We start from the raw sequence: 16,736 nt of genomic DNA on the forward strand, positions 1-16,736 counted from the left end.
CGCTTTTTTCTACATTGCGGTACATTTCCGAACGGGCGCCGACATATCCGGGATACCTCACGGGACCAGATTGCGATCATCGCCTCACGAACCCGGAAGGAACGATCGCATGCGCCGCCGAAATCTCCCAACCATTGCTCTTGCGTTTGCAACGAGCGTTGTCGCCTTCGCTGCCCAGGCCGCGGACATCAAGAACATCGTCATCGTGCACGGCGCCTTTGCCGACGGTTCGGGCTGGCGGCAGGCCAGCGATATCCTGGCGCGGCGCGGCTTCAACGTAACGGTGGTGCAGGAACCGCTAACCTCGCTTGCGGCCGACATCGAGGCGACGAACCGTGTTCTGGACCTGCAGGACGGGCCGACCTTGCTCGTCGGACACAGCTATGGCGGCATGGTGATCAGCGAAGCCGGCCATCACCAGAAGGTCGAAGGATTGGTCTACGTCGCAGCCTTTCAACCTGACAAGGGCGAGGACTTGGCAACGCTTGCCGGCTCGAAGCCGCCGGCGGCAATGAGCATCAAGGAAACCGCGGACGGCAAATACGTCTATCTCGACCCGACGGCGTTTGCCGCTGATTTCGCCGCCGACCTTCCCAAAGCGGAGGCCGCCTTTGCGGCAAAATCGCAAGTCTTTGCCGCAAAGGAAGTTTTCACGGCCAAGGCGGGCGACCCCGCCTGGAGGACGAAGAAAAGCTGGGCGATCGTGGCGACCGAAGATCGCGCCATCAATCCGGACCTTGAGAGAAGCATGGCCAAGCGAGCTGGTAGCAAGGTAAGCGAAATCAAGGCGAGCCACGCTGTCTTTGCCTCGCAACCGGAAAAGGTTGCCGAGATTATCGAGACCGCAGCCAAGGATGCCGGCAAATAGCCCGAACACGCCGAGCATCCGCGTCCTGAGTGCGGCGCCCTTGCGCACTCAGGACGGTGGACTGGCCTTCCATTCTCAACCGTCGGCTTGACAGTCTGCTCAAAGAGCGGAAAACTTCACGCATGGGGGTGCGATCACCCCATGAGGCGCCAGCTGAAGAATCGCGTCCATTCAACCGCTCATCCGGAGGACGCGTCATGTCGTCATTTCTCGAAATATCCTCGGAAAAACTCTCCCGCCTCATCGGCACGCCGAACTGCCCGGCACTGATCGATGTCAGGATCGACGAAGACTTCGATGCCGATCCACGCCTCATCCCAGGTTCCCACCGGCGTGACTATCGCCGGGTGCAGGACTGGATGAAGGATGTCGACAGAACAGCGGCAATCATCATCTGCCAGCAGGGCAAGAAGCTGAGCCATGGCGTTGCAGCCTGGCTTCGAAATGCCGGCATTGCTGCCGACGTGCTCGAAGGCGGTTTCGAGGCCTGGGCGGAGGGCGGCCATCCGGCCGTGCCCGCGTCTGCTATCCCCGAACGGGACACCAATGGGCGGACCATCTGGGTTACCCGGGCACGACCGAAGATCGACCGTATCGCCTGTCCCTGGCTGATCCGCCGCTTCGTCGACCCGAAGGCGGTGTTCCTGTATGTCGCCCCGTCCGAGGTCGAGTTGGTCGGCGAGCGCTTCGGCGCCACGCCCTTCGACATCGATGCACCGATCCGCTGGAGCCATCGCGGCGAGCTCTGCACCTTCGATGTCATGGTCGAGCAATTCGGCCTGGCAACCGCCCCGCTGCTGCAGCTCGCTACCATCGTGCGCGGGGCCGACACCGCCCGTCTTGGGCTTGCACCCGAGGCGCCGGGTCTGCTGGCCGCCTCTCTCGGTCTTTCGCGCATGTATGCTGACGACCTGGAGCAACTGGAAGCAGGGATGCTGCTCTACGACGCCTTCTATCGCTGGTGCCGGGACGCGACCAACGAAACGCACAACTGGCCCTCGCCGAAGAAGGATCTCTGAGATGACCGATATCGCTGACAAGGCCGCGCCCGACGTGGCGCGGCAAGGGCAGAGCCACGGCATTTCGTTTAGCGAAGCGGTGCGGGTATGGGCGCGCATCGCGGCGCTGAGCTTCGGGGGCCCGGCCGGACAGATCGCGGTGATGCACCGCATCCTCGTTGATGAGAAGCGCTGGATCGGCGAGCATCGCTTCCTGCATGCGCTGAACTACTGCATGCTGCTGCCTGGACCCGAGGCGCAGCAGCTTGCCGTCTATATCGGCTGGCTCCTCCACCGCACCGCCGGTGGCCTCATTGCCGGCCTTCTCTTCGTGCTTCCTGGTTTCCTGGCGATCCTGGGCTTGAGCTACATCTACGCCGCCTTCGGTAATGTCACCGTCGTCGAAGGGCTGTTCTTCGGCCTCAAGGCCGCCGTGCTCGCGGTGGTTTTCCAGGCCGTCTTCCGCATTGGCGGCCGGGCCCTCAAGAACCGGATGATGGTCGGCATCGCGGCAGTCGCTTTCATCGCCATTTTCTTTTTTCGCGTTCCCTTCCCCCTGATCATCCTTGCAGCCGGTGTGCTTGGCTATGTCGGGGCGCGCGTCGGCTCGCCGCTTTTTCGCATCGGCGGCGGACACAAGGGTGGCACGGGCACATTTCTGAGAGACGAGGACTCCGCGCTCGGCGAGGAAATCCCCGTTCACGCACGCCCCAATCTTGCATGGTCGCTTCGGATCTCCGGCGTCCTGCTTGCGTTGTGGCTCTTGCCGTTGGCGCTCATCGTCATCGTCCTCGGCCGGGAGAGCGTCTTCAGCCAGATCGGCCTGTTCTTCAGCCAGATGGCGGTCGTCACCTTTGGCGGCGCCTATGCCGTGCTCGCCTATGTCGCCCAGGAAGCGGTCCAGCACTACGGCTGGCTAAGGCCCAGCGAGATGCTCGACGGTCTCGGCATGGCCGAGACGACGCCTGGGCCGCTGATCATGGTGGTGCAGTTCGTGGGCTTCATGGGCGCTTACCGTGATCCGGGTGGGCTCCATCCGATGGCGGCGGCGACACTGGGCGCGATGCTGACCACCTGGGTGACCTTCGTGCCCTGCTTCCTCTGGATCTTCCTCGGGGCGCCCTTCATCGAGCGGCTGCGGAACAACATCGCGCTCACAGGCGCCATGTCGGCGATCACCGCCGCCGTCGTCGGCGTGATCCTCAACCTTGCCGTCTGGTTCGGCCTGCACACGTTGTTTGCGGAGCTCGTGAGCTGGCAATTCGGGCTGTTCGCGCTCGACATACCGGTGCTACGGTCGCTGGTCATGCCATCGCTCCTGCTGACGGTTGCTGCCGGCACGGCGATCTTCCGCTTCAACGCCTCGGTCATCACGACGCTGCTTGCCTGCGCGCTTGCCGGCATGGGCTGGACGCTGGCAACCGCATGATTGCGGAGGCGACACCTCGTCTTGGTCTCGTCGCTTTGTGCAGAGGATTTGGCGGGTTATGACTTTGGTGGGTCGTCGGGTTTGATGAGCCATTCGACGCTTCGCGCGACGCCCAGCCGCCTTCCGTGTCGATCTCGACCGACCCGAACCAACGGGGCTCGCACGCGCCCCCTGCCCCCGAGCGTCCATGGCGTCAGCCATCAGCAACAGCACGGGATCGCGCAACGCCGCTTCGTCCTCTCACCCTCGATCGGTAGAAAATTGCGCTTTCATCCGTTAGAGGGTGGGTGTATATAGCTAGACAGACTAGCTAGTTTGGAGCGCAATCATGGAATGGCAGTTGCAGGACGCCAAGAACCACTTTTCGAAAGTGGTGCAGAAGGCCCGACACGAGGGGCCGCAGATCGTCACGCTGCGTGGCGAGCGGGCGGCGGTGGTCCTGTCCGCCCATGACTATGACGCCCTGCGCGCCGGCCGACCGACGCTGGTCGACGATCTACTTGGCGGTCCCCCTTGGAATGATGAGCTTGCCGATGCGGTCGAGGCGCGCGCCAAGACACCAAGCCGCGACGTGGCCTTCTGATGTATCTGGTTGATACCAACATCGTTTCGGAGGCGCGGCGCGGCACGCCGCAGGCGATTGCCTGGTTGCGCTCGGTCGATCCGCTCAGTATCCATCTGAGCGCGCTGACCCTCGGCGAAATCATGCGCGGTATTGCGCTGAAGCAGAAGTCGGATCCGAAGGCCGCTGCTCACCTCACCGAATGGCTGCGCAAGCTGCGCCACGACCACGGCGACCGCATCCTCCCGGTGACCGACCAGATCGCCGTCGAATGGGGCCGCATCGCCGCCATCCGGCCGCGTGGCGATATTGACGGGCTCCTCGCCGCGACCGCGATCGTCCACGACCTGATCCTCGTAACGCGCAACGTCAAGGATTTTGAAGACACGGACGCATCTGTGATCAATCCCTGGGAGACATCTGCGTGAGCGGCCCACCCACGAGCTTGGAACTGACAGAAGTCGATCTCTCCGACCAGCTGGTGTAACGGTCGACATAAACCCCTGGTGGCACTGTACAGGAAGCGATGCCGCCCTGCCGGCGCACCTCGAGCGCCTCGCCGATGCCGATGCGCAGTATGCTCAAGAGTTCGTGGCGTTCGGTTGGTCGAGATCGACACGAAGGCGCTCCGGTGTCGAACGAAGCAATGGCTCGTCGAACCCGACTGTGCACCAAAGCTACAACCCGTCAATCCTCTGCGCAGAGCTACTCGCCGTCGTAGACCGACTGCGGCAGGTGAAAACCTTCCGGCAATTGCGATCCGTAGAAACGCTCCTCCGGTGGAGGTGGTGGAGGTTCGCGATGTTTCACCGCACAGGCGGCGAGCACGGCCTTGAGCTGTACCGGCCGATAGTGCTCGACAAGATCTGGAGGTGGATCTTGCTCGTCCGTCTGTCGCGACATCGGGAGCCTCCTGGAAACAGCTCGTTACGCACCGACAGTGCCAGCCAATCGATCTCGCTGCAACTCTCCACCGACGCACGACGATTGGACCATTGACCTCTGCCGCTCCGGCTTTCCTTTATGCCCCCGTGCGATGCCCCGGCGATCAATGCAACGGCGCGTCAGCCACGGTTGCCGACCACCTCAGCCCGCGTGCAGCCGGCAGGAGAGGAACGCACATTCATGAGGATATCGAACATGCTGAACCCCCTGGCGAACTTGGCCTGAAACATCCGTTGATCGTCGCACCGATGGCCGGCGCTCCCTCGTGGCCGAGGCAAAGGCCTGACACCGCCGACCAGACGTTCCTGCTACCCGCCGCTCGAAAGCAAGCGGCGGGTTTCGCTTGCGAAATTGTGTCGAAATGTATCCGGAGGTGCTTGCATTACATTCTCATGCAAGTCTGGATGTTGCGAACATACCGAGGACATATCCGAGGCGCCAATCAGGCTGAGCAGGCTGGATGATGCCGCAAGGATGCGACGACCAAACCGGATATGAGGAGCTTGCTCGATGGAGCATATCGACCATGTACTGATTGTCGATGACGACCGCGAAATCCGGGAGCTCGTGTCTGGTTATCTCAAGAAGAACGGGCTGCGCGCAACGGCCGTCGCCGACGGGCGGCAGATGCGCAGCTTCCTCGAAGGAGATACCGTGGATCTCATCGTGCTCGACGTGATGATGCCGGGCGACGACGGGCTCGTGCTTAGCCGCGAACTGCGCGCCGGCAAGCACAAGGCAATCCCGATCATCATGCTGACGGCCCGCAGCGACGAGATGGACCGTATCCTCGGCCTCGAGATGGGCGCGGACGACTATCTCTCCAAGCCGTTCTCGGCGCGCGAACTGCTCGCCCGCATCAAGGCGGTACTGCGGCGCGCGCGCATGCTGCCGCAGAACCTGCAGATTTCCGAGGCCGGACAGTTGCTGCGATTCGGCCAGTGGAAACTGGATACGACCGCCCGGCACCTGATCGATGCGGACGGCACGGCGATTGCACTCAGCGGGGCCGAATATCGGTTGCTGAAGGTGTTCATCGACCACCCCCAGCGCGTGCTCAACCGCGACCAGTTGCTCAACCTGACCCAGGGTCGGGAGGCCGAGCTCTTCGACCGCTCGATCGATCTGCTCGTCAGCCGGGTTCGCCAGCGGCTGGGCGACGATGCGCGTGAACCAATCTACATCAAGACGGTGCGCAGCGAAGGTTATGTCTTCTCGGTGCCGATCGAAATCGTGGAGGCGCGTGAATGACGACGCGTGCCGAACCAAGAGGTTTTCGACTGTGGCCGCGCACGCTCAGGGCGCGGCTCTTCGTTATCCTTCTGGCCGGCCTCACCATCGCGCATGTCATGTCGTTCACCGTCCTGTTCCTCGAGCGTTATATGGCCGCCAGGTCGGTCATGTTCGATACGCTCGAAAACGACATTGCGACGTCGATCGCCATCCTCGATCGCCTGCCCGCGCCCGAGCGAGCCTCGTGGCTTACGCGCCTGGACCGCGACAATTACGGCTTCGTTCTCGGACCCGGCACTCCCGGCAATCCGTCGCTCGATCCGGCCGCCATGGAGATCGCGTCAAAGATCGAGCGGGCGACGGGCCTCCGATTACCGGTCAAGGTGGAAACGATCCCGGGCGACCGCCGCCATCTGCAGGCGCATCTGACGCTGAGCGACGGCTCGCCGCTGACGATTGACGTCTTTCCCAAGGGGGTTATGCCCTTGGCCGATTGGCTGCCCTTCGTGCTCGTAGCCCAGCTCGTGCTCCTGCTCCTGTGCGCCTGGTTCGCCATGCGTCAGGCGGTGCGCCCGCTCGTCAATCTTGCCGCGGCTGCCGATACGCTCGATCCGAACCGGAACACGCCGCGCCTCAGCGAGACCGGACCTACGGAGGTTGCCTATGCGGCGACCGCGTTCAACGCCATGCGCGACCGCATCGCCCAGTATCTCGAAGAGCGGGTCCAGATCCTCGCCGCCATTTCCCACGATCTGCAGACGCCGATCACCCGCATGAAGCTGCGCGCCGAGATGGCGGATGATTTCGCCGACCGGGAGAAGCTGATCCAGGATCTGGGCCAGATCGAAAGCCTGGTCAAGGAAGGCGTCGCCTATGCGCGCAGCGCCCATGGCAACGTCGAAAAGGCGACACGCATCGATCTTGCCTCCTTCGTCGAAAGCCTCGTCTACGACTACCAGGACACCGGCAAGGCAGTTACCGCCAGCACTGTCGATAGCGGCGCGATCATCACCCGGCCGCAGGCTCTCAGACGTATCCTCACCAACCTGATCGATAATGCGCTCAAGTTCGCCGGCAGCGCCGAGATCGAGGTCAGCCGGCTTGCTGACAATACGGTGCTAATCAAGGTGCTCGACCGCGGGCAGGGCATTCCCGATGATCAACTGGATGCCGTACTCAAACCCTTCGTCCGGCTCGAGGATTCCCGCAACCGCGATACCGGCGGTACCGGCCTCGGTCTTGCCATCGCCCAACAGCTCGCGGCCTCGATCAACGCCACGCTGACCCTCAAGAACCGCGACGGCGGTGGATTGGTCGCAGAGCTTGCGCATGGTGCGGACATGCGCACATTGCCCACCGACGGCGCCTGATCTCTTTCTTCGAAGGTTTGGCAGGGCCGGCCGCGGAAGCGGCCGCCCCCCGTTGTCTGCCTAGATGAGGGCATTGCGTTGGTTTCCCGCTTGTATGGGGCAATGCCCTCTTCTATGCAAACTCAAAGGTCCGGGGCGGACCGCGGGTTCGAGAGCATGGCCGCGCTCTTTCGTCGCGGGCTTTCCTCCAAAGGTGTTCCGCCACTGTTCGCCTACGCGAAGATCGTCGATCTGTCGAGGCAGTCGATCACAATCGCCTTAGTCGTGGTTGCCGCAGCCCACGGTGATAACCGGGCTCTTGAAGATCGTATTTCGCAAAATTACATCGTTTTGCGCGCGTTCACAGCGCGCGAGAACACCGTCGATCAAGCTTCGTTCGTGGAGGTTGTCATGGAAAATGGACTGATGGAAAGCAAGAAAGCACAGGATTGGCTCAATCTGGTTCTCGCGGTCGCCCTGTTCGTCTCACCTTGGGTGCTCGGCTTCGCCGGTGAAACCGTACCGGCGTGGAACGCATGGATTGTCGGAATCTTGCTCGCCGCTCTGGCTGTTGCCGCGCTGTCGGCCTTTGCTGAGTGGGAAGAGTGGTCGAGCCTGGTGCTCGGGGTTTGGCTGATGGTTTCGCCCTGGCTGCTTCAATTCGCGGCGAACATGAACGCGATGTGGACCCACGTGGTCCTTGGAGCGTTCGTCGCCGCCGTGTCGGCCTGGGCCCTTTGGGACAATCGGCAGAACCCGCATGCTCATGCATGATAGAGAATTGGAGTATGGCCCGCCGCCTCAGCGGCGGGCTCAGACTGCTGACAAACCCGTCGCTATTTTCGGCGGGTTTTTGTTTTCGGGTTTGCGCTGTCGAGTGGATTGCGGCGGCTTGTATGTCTTGTCGCGGCGCGCATGACGGTTGCTCAGGCGGGTCTTGGGTTCGGGGCCTTGGTCAGGACCATGGCGATCTTCTTGATGTTCTGCGCTGCGGCTGCCAGCACTGGCATGCGACGCGGGTTTGATGCACGGAAGCGGGCATAGCGATGATCGTGAAGTTGCTTGGCGTCGGCAAACGAGCGCTCGATCGTCTCCTTGCGGCGTTTGTAGATCGCCTTGCCCCAGGACGTCAGGCGGTTGGCATCGGTGCGCTCGCGGGCATCGGCCCAGACATGACGGGTGACGGTGCGGGTCGCAGCGGCGTTTGATGTGCAGGCAGCCAACAACGGGCAGTCGCGGCAGATCGCCGGGTCGGAGCGATAGTGGCGATAGCCGGTGCGATCAGAATCGTTAAGTTAACGGAACTTGGAATTCGATGTGCAATTAAAGGTCACGACGAACCGTGATCGGCTTTATCGCCGCCATCGCTTTCCCGCCGAAATCATCGCCCACGCGGGTGGCTTTATTCCCGTTTCCCTCTCAGCCTTGCGGATGGTCGAGGACATGCTGGCTGCCCGCGAGATCATTGTCTCGCATCAGACGGTCCGATTGTGGGCGGAGAAGTTCGGCCGTAAATACGGTGGCGCCTCGGAAAATTTCAATTTTTCCCCCGGGAAATTCCACTCCCCTTGAAATTCTAAGACACTGAATTAAATCGATAATAGTCGATTGCCCAAGGGGGATCGACATAAGGTCAAGGAGACGCCGGTCGCTCTTGGCATCGCCTTGTATCCATGTTGCTTATAAGGAGGATATGGCTATGAGGACAAACCTCGATTTCTCACCCTTGTTCCGGTCGAGCATCGGCTTCGACCGAATGTTGAACGCGCTCGAGGCTGCGAGCCGCGCCGAGACGAGCGACAGTTGGCCGCCTTACGATATCGTCAAAACTGGCGAGAATGATTACCGCATTATCATGGCAGTTGCGGGCTTCTCACAGGACGAACTGGCGATGACGCAAGAGCAGAACATGCTCATCGTCTCGGGACAGAAGGCGAGCGGCGATGACCTCCAATTTCTGCACCGCGGCATCGGCATCGGCTCATTCCAGCGTCGCTTCGAATTAGCCGACCATGTCAGGGTCGTGAGTGCGGGTCTCGTCAACGGTCTGCTGACCATCGATCTCAAGCGCGAAATCCCTGAAGAGATGAAGCCGCGCCAGATCGAGATCCGAACCGGCCAGATAATGCCGAAGGCCGAGACCAAGCAGATCGAGGGCAAGCAGGAGGCGGCTTAAGCCTTCCCCTGCAGACCACAAACAAGGCGCCGGGCATGGTCCGGCGCCGGCAGGAAAGCTTTGCCAACCGACCCAACAGAAAGGAGGAAGAAACATGAGTGTTCGTGATCTGATTCCCTGGGGCCGCAGCAACAGCAACCAGGTCCCGACTGTGTTCCGCGATGGCGAACGTGATCCGTTCCTGTCGCTGCATCGCGAGGTGAACCGGCTGTTCGACGACGTCTTCCGCGGCTTCGGCTCGAACCTGCCTTCCTTCAATGGCGCTTCCGCCTTCAGCGGCGGTTGGCCGAGCGTCGAGATTTCCGACGGCGAGAAGGAGATTAAGCTGACGGCCGACGTGCCTGGTCTCGAGGAGAAGGACATCGAGGTTCTGCTCGACGACGGCGTGCTGACGCTGAAGGGCGAGAAGCGCTCCGAAACGGAGGACAAGGACAGGCAGTTCTCCGAGCGCTTCTATGGCCGCTTCGAGCGCCGCATCCCGCTCGGATACGAGGTCAAGGAAGACAAGGCCGATGCGCGCTTCAAGAATGGCGTGCTGACAGTGACCTTGCCCAAGAGTGAGAAGGCGCAGTCGCAGGTCAAACGCATCACCATCAAGAGCTGACGCATGCAGGCGCCGGCGGCAGGCCATCTGGCGGCCGCCGGCAGCATCCTTCGCCAGAGAAGAGGGAGCGATGAACGATGGAGACGACGAAAGCGGTCAACGAATTATCCAGAATGCCAATCCGGCAGGGTTGGCCGTCGAACGACAACCGGCACAAGCCCCTGTCGATGGGATGCTCGGTTTTCCCGGAGGACGCGGTCGCGCGCATTTATAGGCCGTCGCGCGTGGTGACGACTTCGGGTAAGGCGCGTACGAAGGCTTGGCGTCTTGTCTTTGAGCGGCGCACCGCGCCCTTCATCGAGCCGTTGATGGGCTACACCGGCAGCCGAGACACACTGACCCAGGTTGAGCTCAGCTTCCCGACGTTAAAATCGGCCATACGTTACGTCGAGCGGCAGGGTCTGAGCTATGTCGTACAGCCACCGAGCGGACAGTCCGGCAATGGCCGCAGCCGGCGCGTCGATGATAAGCCTGCACGGGGCCGAGGGTCGACGCACGCGTTCTCCGACGCAATACTCGACCGGCTCGGGCTTGCCGCCCTTCAGGAGAGCTACGGGCGCGCCCTCGACGGCGCTGCGAACCGCAACGACCCGTCCGGTCCGGAAAGCTTGACGTCGCCCATGGGCGTGGTCCGCGATCCGACTCCGACGCTGGAGGCCAAGCGCTCGATCCTGATGGACTGGGCCTGGACCGAATACCTGATCGATCAGGCGACCAATGAGGGCATGCCTGAGAACAACCGCCCGTCGCGCCTCGACGAGGTCGAGCAGGCGCTGCTCGCGCTCGAACGCGAGGTCGCGGCCGACCGGGATGATTCAGGCGCGCGAAAGGCAGCATGAGGTGCAGCGATGGACCCGCATGTCGTCTTCGATTGCCAGAAGGTTATGCCGAACAGGTTTGCGCTGACACTTGCCGCCGCCGCACGCAGCCGGGCGCTCGCCCGCGGCGCGGAGCCGAGGCTCGACGCGGCCAACCGCAGCGTGAGCGAGCTAGCGCTGCACGAGATCGCGGCAGGCGTGTTCCGCGAGCGCGAACTCGCACCGTTTCTGCCCGGAACGGGTGGAAGGCGTTCTTTGCCACCTCCCGATCCGGGTTCCAAGCTTCGCGATGGCGGTTCGGCGAGGGCCGCCGCCGCACCCGCCTCCCATGCGCTGGAGACGGTTCATTGATGACGCAACCACACCGACAAGGAGGAATGAACGATGCTGAAGTCTCTGTCTTCCGATAACCGGACGGCGTTCGATGTCGTCAACATCATTGCCGGCCTCGGTCTTCTGCTATCGCCTTGGTATCTCAGCTATGCGGCAGAGACCTATGCCGCATGGAATGCCTGGCTCGCCGGCGCTGCCGTGACGCTGATCGCGGTTACTGCGCTCTTCGCGTTCCACCAGATCGAGGAATGGGCCAACATCGTGCTCGGCCTTTGGGCCATGATCTCGCCCTGGGCGCTGGGCTTCTCGGCCGTGGGGGCCGCGATGTGGGCGCATGGAATCGCCGGCCTCGTCGTCGCGGTCCTGGCCGCAGTCAGCCTGTGGCTTGGCAGCGACCGGCCGTATTCGAGGGCATGACGTCATGAATGGCCCGGCGTCGCGCCGGGCCATTTTTCGGACTCTCCGTCTGACCTCAGGCGGAAAGGAGGACATCAACCGACTGGTCAAAACGGAGATTGCTCATGTTCAGGAATGTCATAGCCCTGCGTCCGGCCATCATCACGTTCTGCGCGGTCCTCGTTTTCGCGGAATTGCCATCATCTGCCGTCGGGCAGGCTGTGCCGGGCGTTGCGGGAGAGTTGCCCACCCTTGCCCCCGTGCTCGAACGGGTAACGCCCGCCGTCGTCAACATCTCGGTCGTCTCGGAGAATCCATATTTCCGACGCTTCTTCGATCTTCCCGAAGCGCCGCGGCAGCGCATGAGCTCCGGTTCCGGCGTGATCCTCGACGCGGCCAAAGGCCATGTGCTCACCAATCATCACGTTGTGGCCAACGCCCGCGAGATCACGGTCACGCTGAAGGACGGGCGCCGCCTACGAGCAGAGCTCGTCGGCTCGGACCGGGCGACGGACATCGCCCTCCTCGAGGTCGAGAGCAGCAACCTCATCGCGCTGGAGATCGGCGATTCCGACCGTCTCGAGGTTGGCGGCTATGTGGTCGCCATCGGCAATCCATTCGGCCTCGGCCACACGGTCACCTCCGGCATCGTCAGCGCACTCTGCCGCAGCGGCATCGGTACCGAAGGTTACGAAGACTTCATCCAGACCGACGCCTCGATCAATCCGGGCAACTCCGGCGGCCCCTTGGTGACGCTGGACGGCAGGCTGGTCGGCATCAACACGGCGATCCTTACGCCTGCAGGCGGCAACATCGGCATCGGCTTCGCGGTGCCCAGCAACTTGGCCGTCACCGTCATGAACCAGTTGATCGAGCATGGCGAGGTGCGGCGCGGCAGGCTGGGCATCGGCATCCAGGACCTCACACCCGATCTTGCGGAGGCGCTCCAACTCGGCGAGCTGCGTGGGGCTGTGGCGCCGGCCGAGCAGGCCGGCTTGGAGGTGGGAGACGTGGTCACCGCGATCGACGGGCATCCCGTCCAGGGCGCGACGGACCTCAGGAACCGCATCGGCCTCACCCCTGTCGGCAGCTCGATCGGGTTGACGATCAAGCGCGGGGACAGAGAGCAGGTCGTCGGCGTCACGATCGCCGCGGAGAGCGGCGTGTCGGCCGATCTGTCCGGCACGCCGCTCGATGGCGCGCGGATGCGCGATGCATCACGCAAAGAGGCGCAGCAAGTTGGCGCCGGGGGCATTGTGATCGAAAGCGTCACGCCGGGCAGTCCGGCGGCGCGGGCCGGCCTTCGACAAGGCGACATGATCGTGGCTGTCAACCGGTCCCCGGTCCATTCTACGGCGGATTTGCGCGGCGCGATCGCCGGCGCGCGCGCAATACTCGCGCTGGAACTGATCCGCGACAGCGCCGGCCTTCTGCTGGTCGTAAGGTAAAAGGGGCGGCCAACATGGAAATGGACAAGAAAACGCAGTTCAACATCTGGTACTGGATCGCCGCCTTCTTCGTCCTGATGGCGTTCCAATATCTGTTCACGACCGCCACCCAGGTGGCGCAGATTCCGTATAGTCAGTTCGAGACCTATCTCCATCAGGGCAGGATCGCGGACGTGGCGGTATCGGACCGCTTCATCCAGGGAAGATTCAAGGAGCCCGTCGACGGTCGGCCGATGTTCATCACCACCCGCGTCGAGCCCGACCTCGTCCGGCAGTTGCAGGAATATGGTGTTGTCGTCACAGGGCAGATCGAGAGCACATTCCTGCGCGACCTGCTGTCCTGGGTCGTCCCCGCTCTGCTTATCGTTGGGATCTGGATGTTCGCGCTGAGGCGCATAGGCGGCGGCATCGGCGGCGGGCTGATGCAGATCGGCAAGTCGAAGGCGAGGATCTACGTCCAGTCCGACACCGGCGTCACCTTCAAGGACGTGGCCGGCGTAGACGAGGCCAAGGATGAGCTGAAGGAGATCGTCGACTTCCTCAAGGACCCGCAGAACTATGGCCGCCTCGGCGGCAGGATGCCGAAAGGCATCCTGCTCGTCGGCCCGCCGGGCACCGGCAAGACCCTGCTTGCCCGAGCCGTCGCCGGCGAGGCGGGCGTGCCCTTCTTCTCCATATCAGGCTCGGAGTTCGTTGAGATGTTCGTCGGCGTGGGCGCCGCCCGCGTGCGCGACCTGTTCGAGCAGGCGCGCGCCAAAGCGCCGGCCATCATCTTCATCGACGAGCTTGACGCACTCGGCCGCGCCCGCGGCATCGGCCCGATGGCCGGCGGCCACGACGAGAAGGAACAGACGCTCAACCAGCTTCTGGTCGAGCTCGACGGCTTCGATCCCTCGGCCGGCCTCGTGCTGCTCGCGGCCACCAACCGGCCGGAGATCCTGGACCCCGCGCTGCTGCGCGCCGGCCGCTTCGACCGCCAGGTCCTGGTTGACCGACCGGACAAGCAGGGCCGCGTGCAGATCCTGAACGTGCACCTGAAGAAGGCGAAGCTAGCGGCGGAGGTCGAACCCGAGAAGATCGCGGCCCTCACCCCCGGCTTCACCGGCGCCGACCTCGCCAATCTCGTCAACGAGGCGACGCTGCTCGCCACCCGCCGCAAGGTAGATGCCGTGACGATGGAAGATTTCAACAACGCGGTGGAGCGCATCGTGGCCGGGCTCGAGAAGCGCAACCGGCTGCTCAACCCGAAGGAACGCGAGATCGTCGCCTATCATGAGATGGGGCACGCGCTGGTGGCGATGGCGCTGCCGGGCGTCGATCCGGTCCACAAGGTTTCGATCATCCCGCGCGGCATCGGCGCGCTGGGCTACACCATTCAGCGGCCGACCGAAGACCGTTTCCTGATGACGCTAGAGGAACTGGAGCACAAGATGGCGGTGCTTCTCGGCGGGCGCGCGGCTGAAAAGATCGTCTTCGGCCATCTCTCCACAGGCGCCGCGGACGATCTCGCCAAGGTGACCGACATCGCGCGCGCCATCGTCACGCGCTACGGCATGTCGGACCGGCTCGGCCATGTCGCGCTGGAGAAGGACCGGCGTTCCTTCCTTGCCACCGACCAGCCTTACTATGGCCAGCAGGAACGCAGCTATTCCGACGAGACGGCCGCGGCCGTGGACGAGGAGGTGCGCAGGATCGTCGACGAGACCTTCGACCGGACCGTCGGCCTGCTCGCGGAACGTCGGGACCTTCTGGAGCGGACCGCCCGCCGCCTGCTGGAGAAGGAGACGCTGGACGAGCGAGAAATACGAGAGCTTGTCGGCGAGCGGGAGGAGTCAGTTACAGGTGCTGCTGTCTGATCAAGCTCGGCCTGCCGGGTGGTGTCGCCACCGGCCGAAGGCGTCAAAAATGTGCTGAAGTTGCTCGAAATCCGGTGGAAACTAATAATCCTGTTCCACCATCGAAGCGCGATTCTTGAGACGGTTGGCTCGCTTATGCCGTAGAGCCGCGCCATCTCGGCGCCAGATTTGCGACCGGAGACTACGGACTTAGCGATCTCACGGCGTTGTTTATCGCCAAGCTTGCGCCGTCGCCCGCCAACGCGACGAGCGATTTTCGTCCACAGTTTCATCGCCGCGGCACGCAGTTCGCGGTGATGGCTGGAGGGGATGTCGTGGCGCGGGATGTGGAACAGATTGGCGATCGGATCATGGATGGAGACGAAGCGTTGTAGATGCCGCTTCGACTTGAAGCGTTTCATGATCCGCTCTCGCCGCCGGACTGGTTGATGGGAATTCTCCGCCCGATTGTTCAGGCCTTTATGGGAGCGGTGCTCTACGCCCGGCGTAATCTCCCGCTTTGCAGCATCGTATGACCGAGGCTTGTCAGTGATCATCACCCGCGCCGCGGCGCCCGGCCGTGGGTCTTGTCGTTTTGCACTTAATCAGGTTCTTCCTCAATTTGTGTGGTTCACTCACCGTTAGACATGATGCCGCTATGGGCGGGGATGCAAACGAAAACGAAATGGTCGGGATCGTAAAGGTAACGGAACTTGGAATTCGATGTGCAATTACAGGTCATGACGAACCGTGATCCGCTTTATCGCCGCCATCGCTTTCCCGCCGAAATCATCGCCCACGCGGTGTGGCTTTATTCCCGTTTCCCTCTCAGCCTGCGGATGGTCGAGGACATGCTGGCTGCCCGCGAGATCATTGTCTCGCATCAGACGGTCCGATTGTGGGCGGAGAAGTTCGGCCGTACCGTCGCCAACGAGATCCGCCGGCGTTCAACAGGCAAGCTTGGCGACAACTGGCACCTCGATGAGGCCGTCATTTCGATCCGGGGCAAGAAGCATTGGCTGTGGGGCCAAGCGCCTGCTGCGCAAGCTCTTGAAGGGCCGCTTTGGCATTGCGGCGGCTTTGCACGAGAACGTCCAGGACGTTCGCCATGACACATAATTCGATCAAGCCGCTAACACGCGCCACGCAAAGGGGCGCATCGTTTGGCGGCGATCGCCGGCCGTGAAATGCTCCAAGGCCCGAGGCTGCCTGTGCTTACTCGAGAATCTTGGGGACCAGGAAGAAGTTGCGCTCACTGAGAGGTGCATTCGCCACGATCTCTTCAGCAAGATTGCCTTCGGTCACGACGTCCTGGCGCATTTTCATGGTTGTTGGCACAACCGAGGTCATCGGAGGGATGCCTTCGACATCAACCTCCAAAAGTTGCTCGATGAAGGTCAGAATTTCGTTCAGCTCGCCACACATTTTTTCAGCCTCGTCTTCGCTGAGTGCGAGACGGGCAAGGCGGGCAATACGTCTAATGGTCGCGATATCTAACGACATAGGCCGCGTCCGATTTGATGGCTTCCGTCGCTTGCGCAAGATTTTGCCGATCTGAGCCTTCTGCCGCTAACACTGGCTGCCTAACAGAAATCTGGCAAGTCAATCTCGACGGCCCGCTGCATTCCGTGCGCTATACGCATCAGCGCCTGATCCGGCCGAACGAATGGCGCCGTATTGAAGGTGATTTCAAGCTGCACTGAGATTTGCGAAAATTCTCCAAGGCGGCACTTGAAGCCGGA

Annotated in this window: 18 protein-coding genes and 5 pseudogenes; 19 read left to right on the top strand and 4 right to left on the bottom strand. The window is 62.4% G+C overall.

What is annotated here, in order from left to right; all coding sequences use genetic code 11:
• The first annotated feature begins 109 nt into the window (after nt 1-109).
• From QM996_RS25280 to QM996_RS25300, 5 genes are all read left to right on the top strand, one after another.
• Nucleotides 110-868, top strand: coding sequence for an alpha/beta fold hydrolase (locus QM996_RS25280; RefSeq protein ID WP_334196689.1), 759 nt, complete (start codon nt 110-112; stop codon nt 866-868).
• Between the two features lie 197 nt (nt 869-1,065).
• A complete protein-coding gene (locus QM996_RS25285; RefSeq protein WP_334196690.1) occupies nt 1,066-1,887 on the top strand; it encodes a chromate resistance protein ChrB domain-containing protein in 822 nt (273 codons plus the stop codon).
• Complete coding sequence (gene chrA, locus QM996_RS25290) at nt 1,880-3,295, top strand: chromate efflux transporter (RefSeq protein WP_500270508.1); 1,416 nt, start codon at nt 1,880-1,882, stop codon at nt 3,293-3,295. Before QM996_RS25285 ends, chrA begins: the two co-directional genes overlap by 8 nt.
• Before the next feature lie 328 nt (nt 3,296-3,623).
• Nucleotides 3,624-3,878, top strand: coding sequence for a type II toxin-antitoxin system Phd/YefM family antitoxin (locus tag QM996_RS25295; RefSeq protein ID WP_173520014.1), 255 nt, complete (start codon nt 3,624-3,626; stop codon nt 3,876-3,878).
• Nucleotides 3,878-4,285: a type II toxin-antitoxin system VapC family toxin gene (locus tag QM996_RS25300; RefSeq protein ID WP_334196692.1), complete on the top strand. Its 408-nt coding sequence runs from the start codon at nt 3,878-3,880 to the stop codon at nt 4,283-4,285. The genes QM996_RS25295 and QM996_RS25300 overlap by 1 nt, the downstream gene beginning before the upstream one ends.
• A gap of 277 nt (nt 4,286-4,562) precedes the next feature.
• Here the strand turns inward: QM996_RS25300 and QM996_RS25305 are convergent, their stop codons facing one another.
• Nucleotides 4,563-4,760, bottom strand: coding sequence for a hypothetical protein (locus QM996_RS25305; RefSeq protein ID WP_334196693.1), 198 nt, complete (start codon nt 4,758-4,760; stop codon nt 4,563-4,565).
• Between the two features lie 552 nt (nt 4,761-5,312).
• Here QM996_RS25305 and QM996_RS25310 point away from each other — a divergent pair.
• The 3 genes from QM996_RS25310 to QM996_RS25320 all read left to right on the top strand — a co-directional run bounded on the left by QM996_RS25310 (nt 5,313) and on the right by QM996_RS25320 (nt 8,158).
• Nucleotides 5,313-6,053 (top strand): response regulator, encoded by a 741-nt coding sequence (locus QM996_RS25310; protein ID WP_334196694.1) that lies wholly within the window; start codon nt 5,313-5,315, stop codon nt 6,051-6,053.
• Nucleotides 6,050-7,405 (top strand): sensor histidine kinase, encoded by a 1,356-nt coding sequence (locus tag QM996_RS25315; RefSeq protein WP_334196695.1) that lies wholly within the window; start codon nt 6,050-6,052, stop codon nt 7,403-7,405. The genes QM996_RS25310 and QM996_RS25315 overlap by 4 nt, the downstream gene beginning before the upstream one ends.
• Before the next feature lie 390 nt (nt 7,406-7,795).
• Nucleotides 7,796-8,158 carry an SPW repeat protein gene (locus QM996_RS25320; protein WP_334198666.1) on the top strand — a complete coding sequence of 121 codons (363 nt, stop codon included), beginning with the start codon at nt 7,796-7,798 and terminating at the stop codon, nt 8,156-8,158.
• Between the two features lie 152 nt (nt 8,159-8,310).
• Here the strand turns inward: QM996_RS25320 and QM996_RS25325 are convergent.
• Nucleotides 8,311-8,670, bottom strand: a pseudogene (locus QM996_RS25325) (transposase); the annotation flags it as partial.
• A 31-nt stretch (nt 8,671-8,701) separates the two neighbouring features.
• Here QM996_RS25325 and QM996_RS25330 point away from each other — a divergent pair.
• From QM996_RS25330 to QM996_RS25370, 9 genes and pseudogenes are all read left to right on the top strand, one after another.
• Nucleotides 8,702-8,902 (top strand): annotated as a pseudogene (locus tag QM996_RS25330) (IS6 family transposase); the annotation flags it as partial.
• A gap of 181 nt (nt 8,903-9,083) precedes the next feature.
• On the top strand, nt 9,084-9,560 hold the full coding sequence (locus QM996_RS25335; RefSeq protein ID WP_334196696.1) for an Hsp20 family protein: 477 nt from the start codon (nt 9,084-9,086) through the stop codon (nt 9,558-9,560).
• A 94-nt stretch (nt 9,561-9,654) separates the two neighbouring features.
• Nucleotides 9,655-10,164, top strand: coding sequence for an Hsp20/alpha crystallin family protein (locus QM996_RS25340; RefSeq protein WP_334196697.1), 510 nt, complete (start codon nt 9,655-9,657; stop codon nt 10,162-10,164).
• A gap of 77 nt (nt 10,165-10,241) precedes the next feature.
• Nucleotides 10,242-11,003, top strand: coding sequence for an ETC complex I subunit (locus QM996_RS25345; RefSeq protein ID WP_334196698.1), 762 nt, complete (start codon nt 10,242-10,244; stop codon nt 11,001-11,003).
• 9 nt (nt 11,004-11,012) lie between these two features.
• A complete protein-coding gene (locus QM996_RS25350) occupies nt 11,013-11,333 on the top strand; it encodes a DNA-directed RNA polymerase subunit omega (protein ID WP_334196699.1) in 321 nt (106 codons plus the stop codon).
• Nucleotides 11,334-11,366: 33 nt separating this feature from the next.
• Nucleotides 11,367-11,732: an SPW repeat protein gene (locus QM996_RS25355; RefSeq protein WP_334196700.1), complete on the top strand. Its 366-nt coding sequence runs from the start codon at nt 11,367-11,369 to the stop codon at nt 11,730-11,732.
• A gap of 104 nt (nt 11,733-11,836) precedes the next feature.
• A complete protein-coding gene (locus QM996_RS25360) occupies nt 11,837-13,159 on the top strand; it encodes a Do family serine endopeptidase (RefSeq protein WP_334196701.1) in 1,323 nt (440 codons plus the stop codon).
• Nucleotides 13,160-13,179: 20 nt separating this feature from the next.
• Nucleotides 13,180-15,015, top strand: a complete 1,836-nt coding sequence (ftsH, locus tag QM996_RS25365) for an ATP-dependent zinc metalloprotease FtsH (protein WP_500270509.1) — start codon at nt 13,180-13,182, stop codon at nt 15,013-15,015.
• 206 nt (nt 15,016-15,221) lie between these two features.
• Nucleotides 15,222-15,389, top strand: coding sequence for a hypothetical protein (locus QM996_RS25370; RefSeq protein WP_334196703.1), 168 nt, complete (start codon nt 15,222-15,224; stop codon nt 15,387-15,389).
• Here the strand turns inward: QM996_RS25370 and QM996_RS25375 are convergent.
• Nucleotides 15,332-15,569, bottom strand: a pseudogene (locus tag QM996_RS25375) (DDE-type integrase/transposase/recombinase); the annotation flags it as partial. The gene QM996_RS25370 and the pseudogene QM996_RS25375 overlap by 58 nt on opposite strands.
• Nucleotides 15,570-15,734: 165 nt before the next feature.
• Between QM996_RS25375 and QM996_RS25380 the strand changes: the two are divergent.
• Nucleotides 15,735-16,019, top strand: a pseudogene (locus QM996_RS25380) (transposase family protein); the annotation flags it as partial.
• A 190-nt stretch (nt 16,020-16,209) separates the two neighbouring features.
• On the opposite strand, the gene gatC reads toward QM996_RS25380, so the two are convergent.
• Nucleotides 16,210-16,497, bottom strand: coding sequence for an Asp-tRNA(Asn)/Glu-tRNA(Gln) amidotransferase subunit GatC (gene gatC / locus QM996_RS25385; protein WP_334196704.1), 288 nt, complete (start codon nt 16,495-16,497; stop codon nt 16,210-16,212).
• 86 nt (nt 16,498-16,583) lie between these two features.
• Between gatC and QM996_RS25390 the strand changes: the two are divergent.
• A pseudogene (locus QM996_RS25390) lies at nt 16,584-16,697 on the top strand (protein usg); the annotation flags it as partial.
• Nucleotides 16,698-16,736 lie beyond the last annotated feature (39 nt).

The sequence above is a fragment of the Sinorhizobium chiapasense genome (assembly GCF_045277575.1).
GTDB classification, from domain to species: domain Bacteria; phylum Pseudomonadota; class Alphaproteobacteria; order Rhizobiales; family Rhizobiaceae; genus Ensifer; species Ensifer chiapasense_A.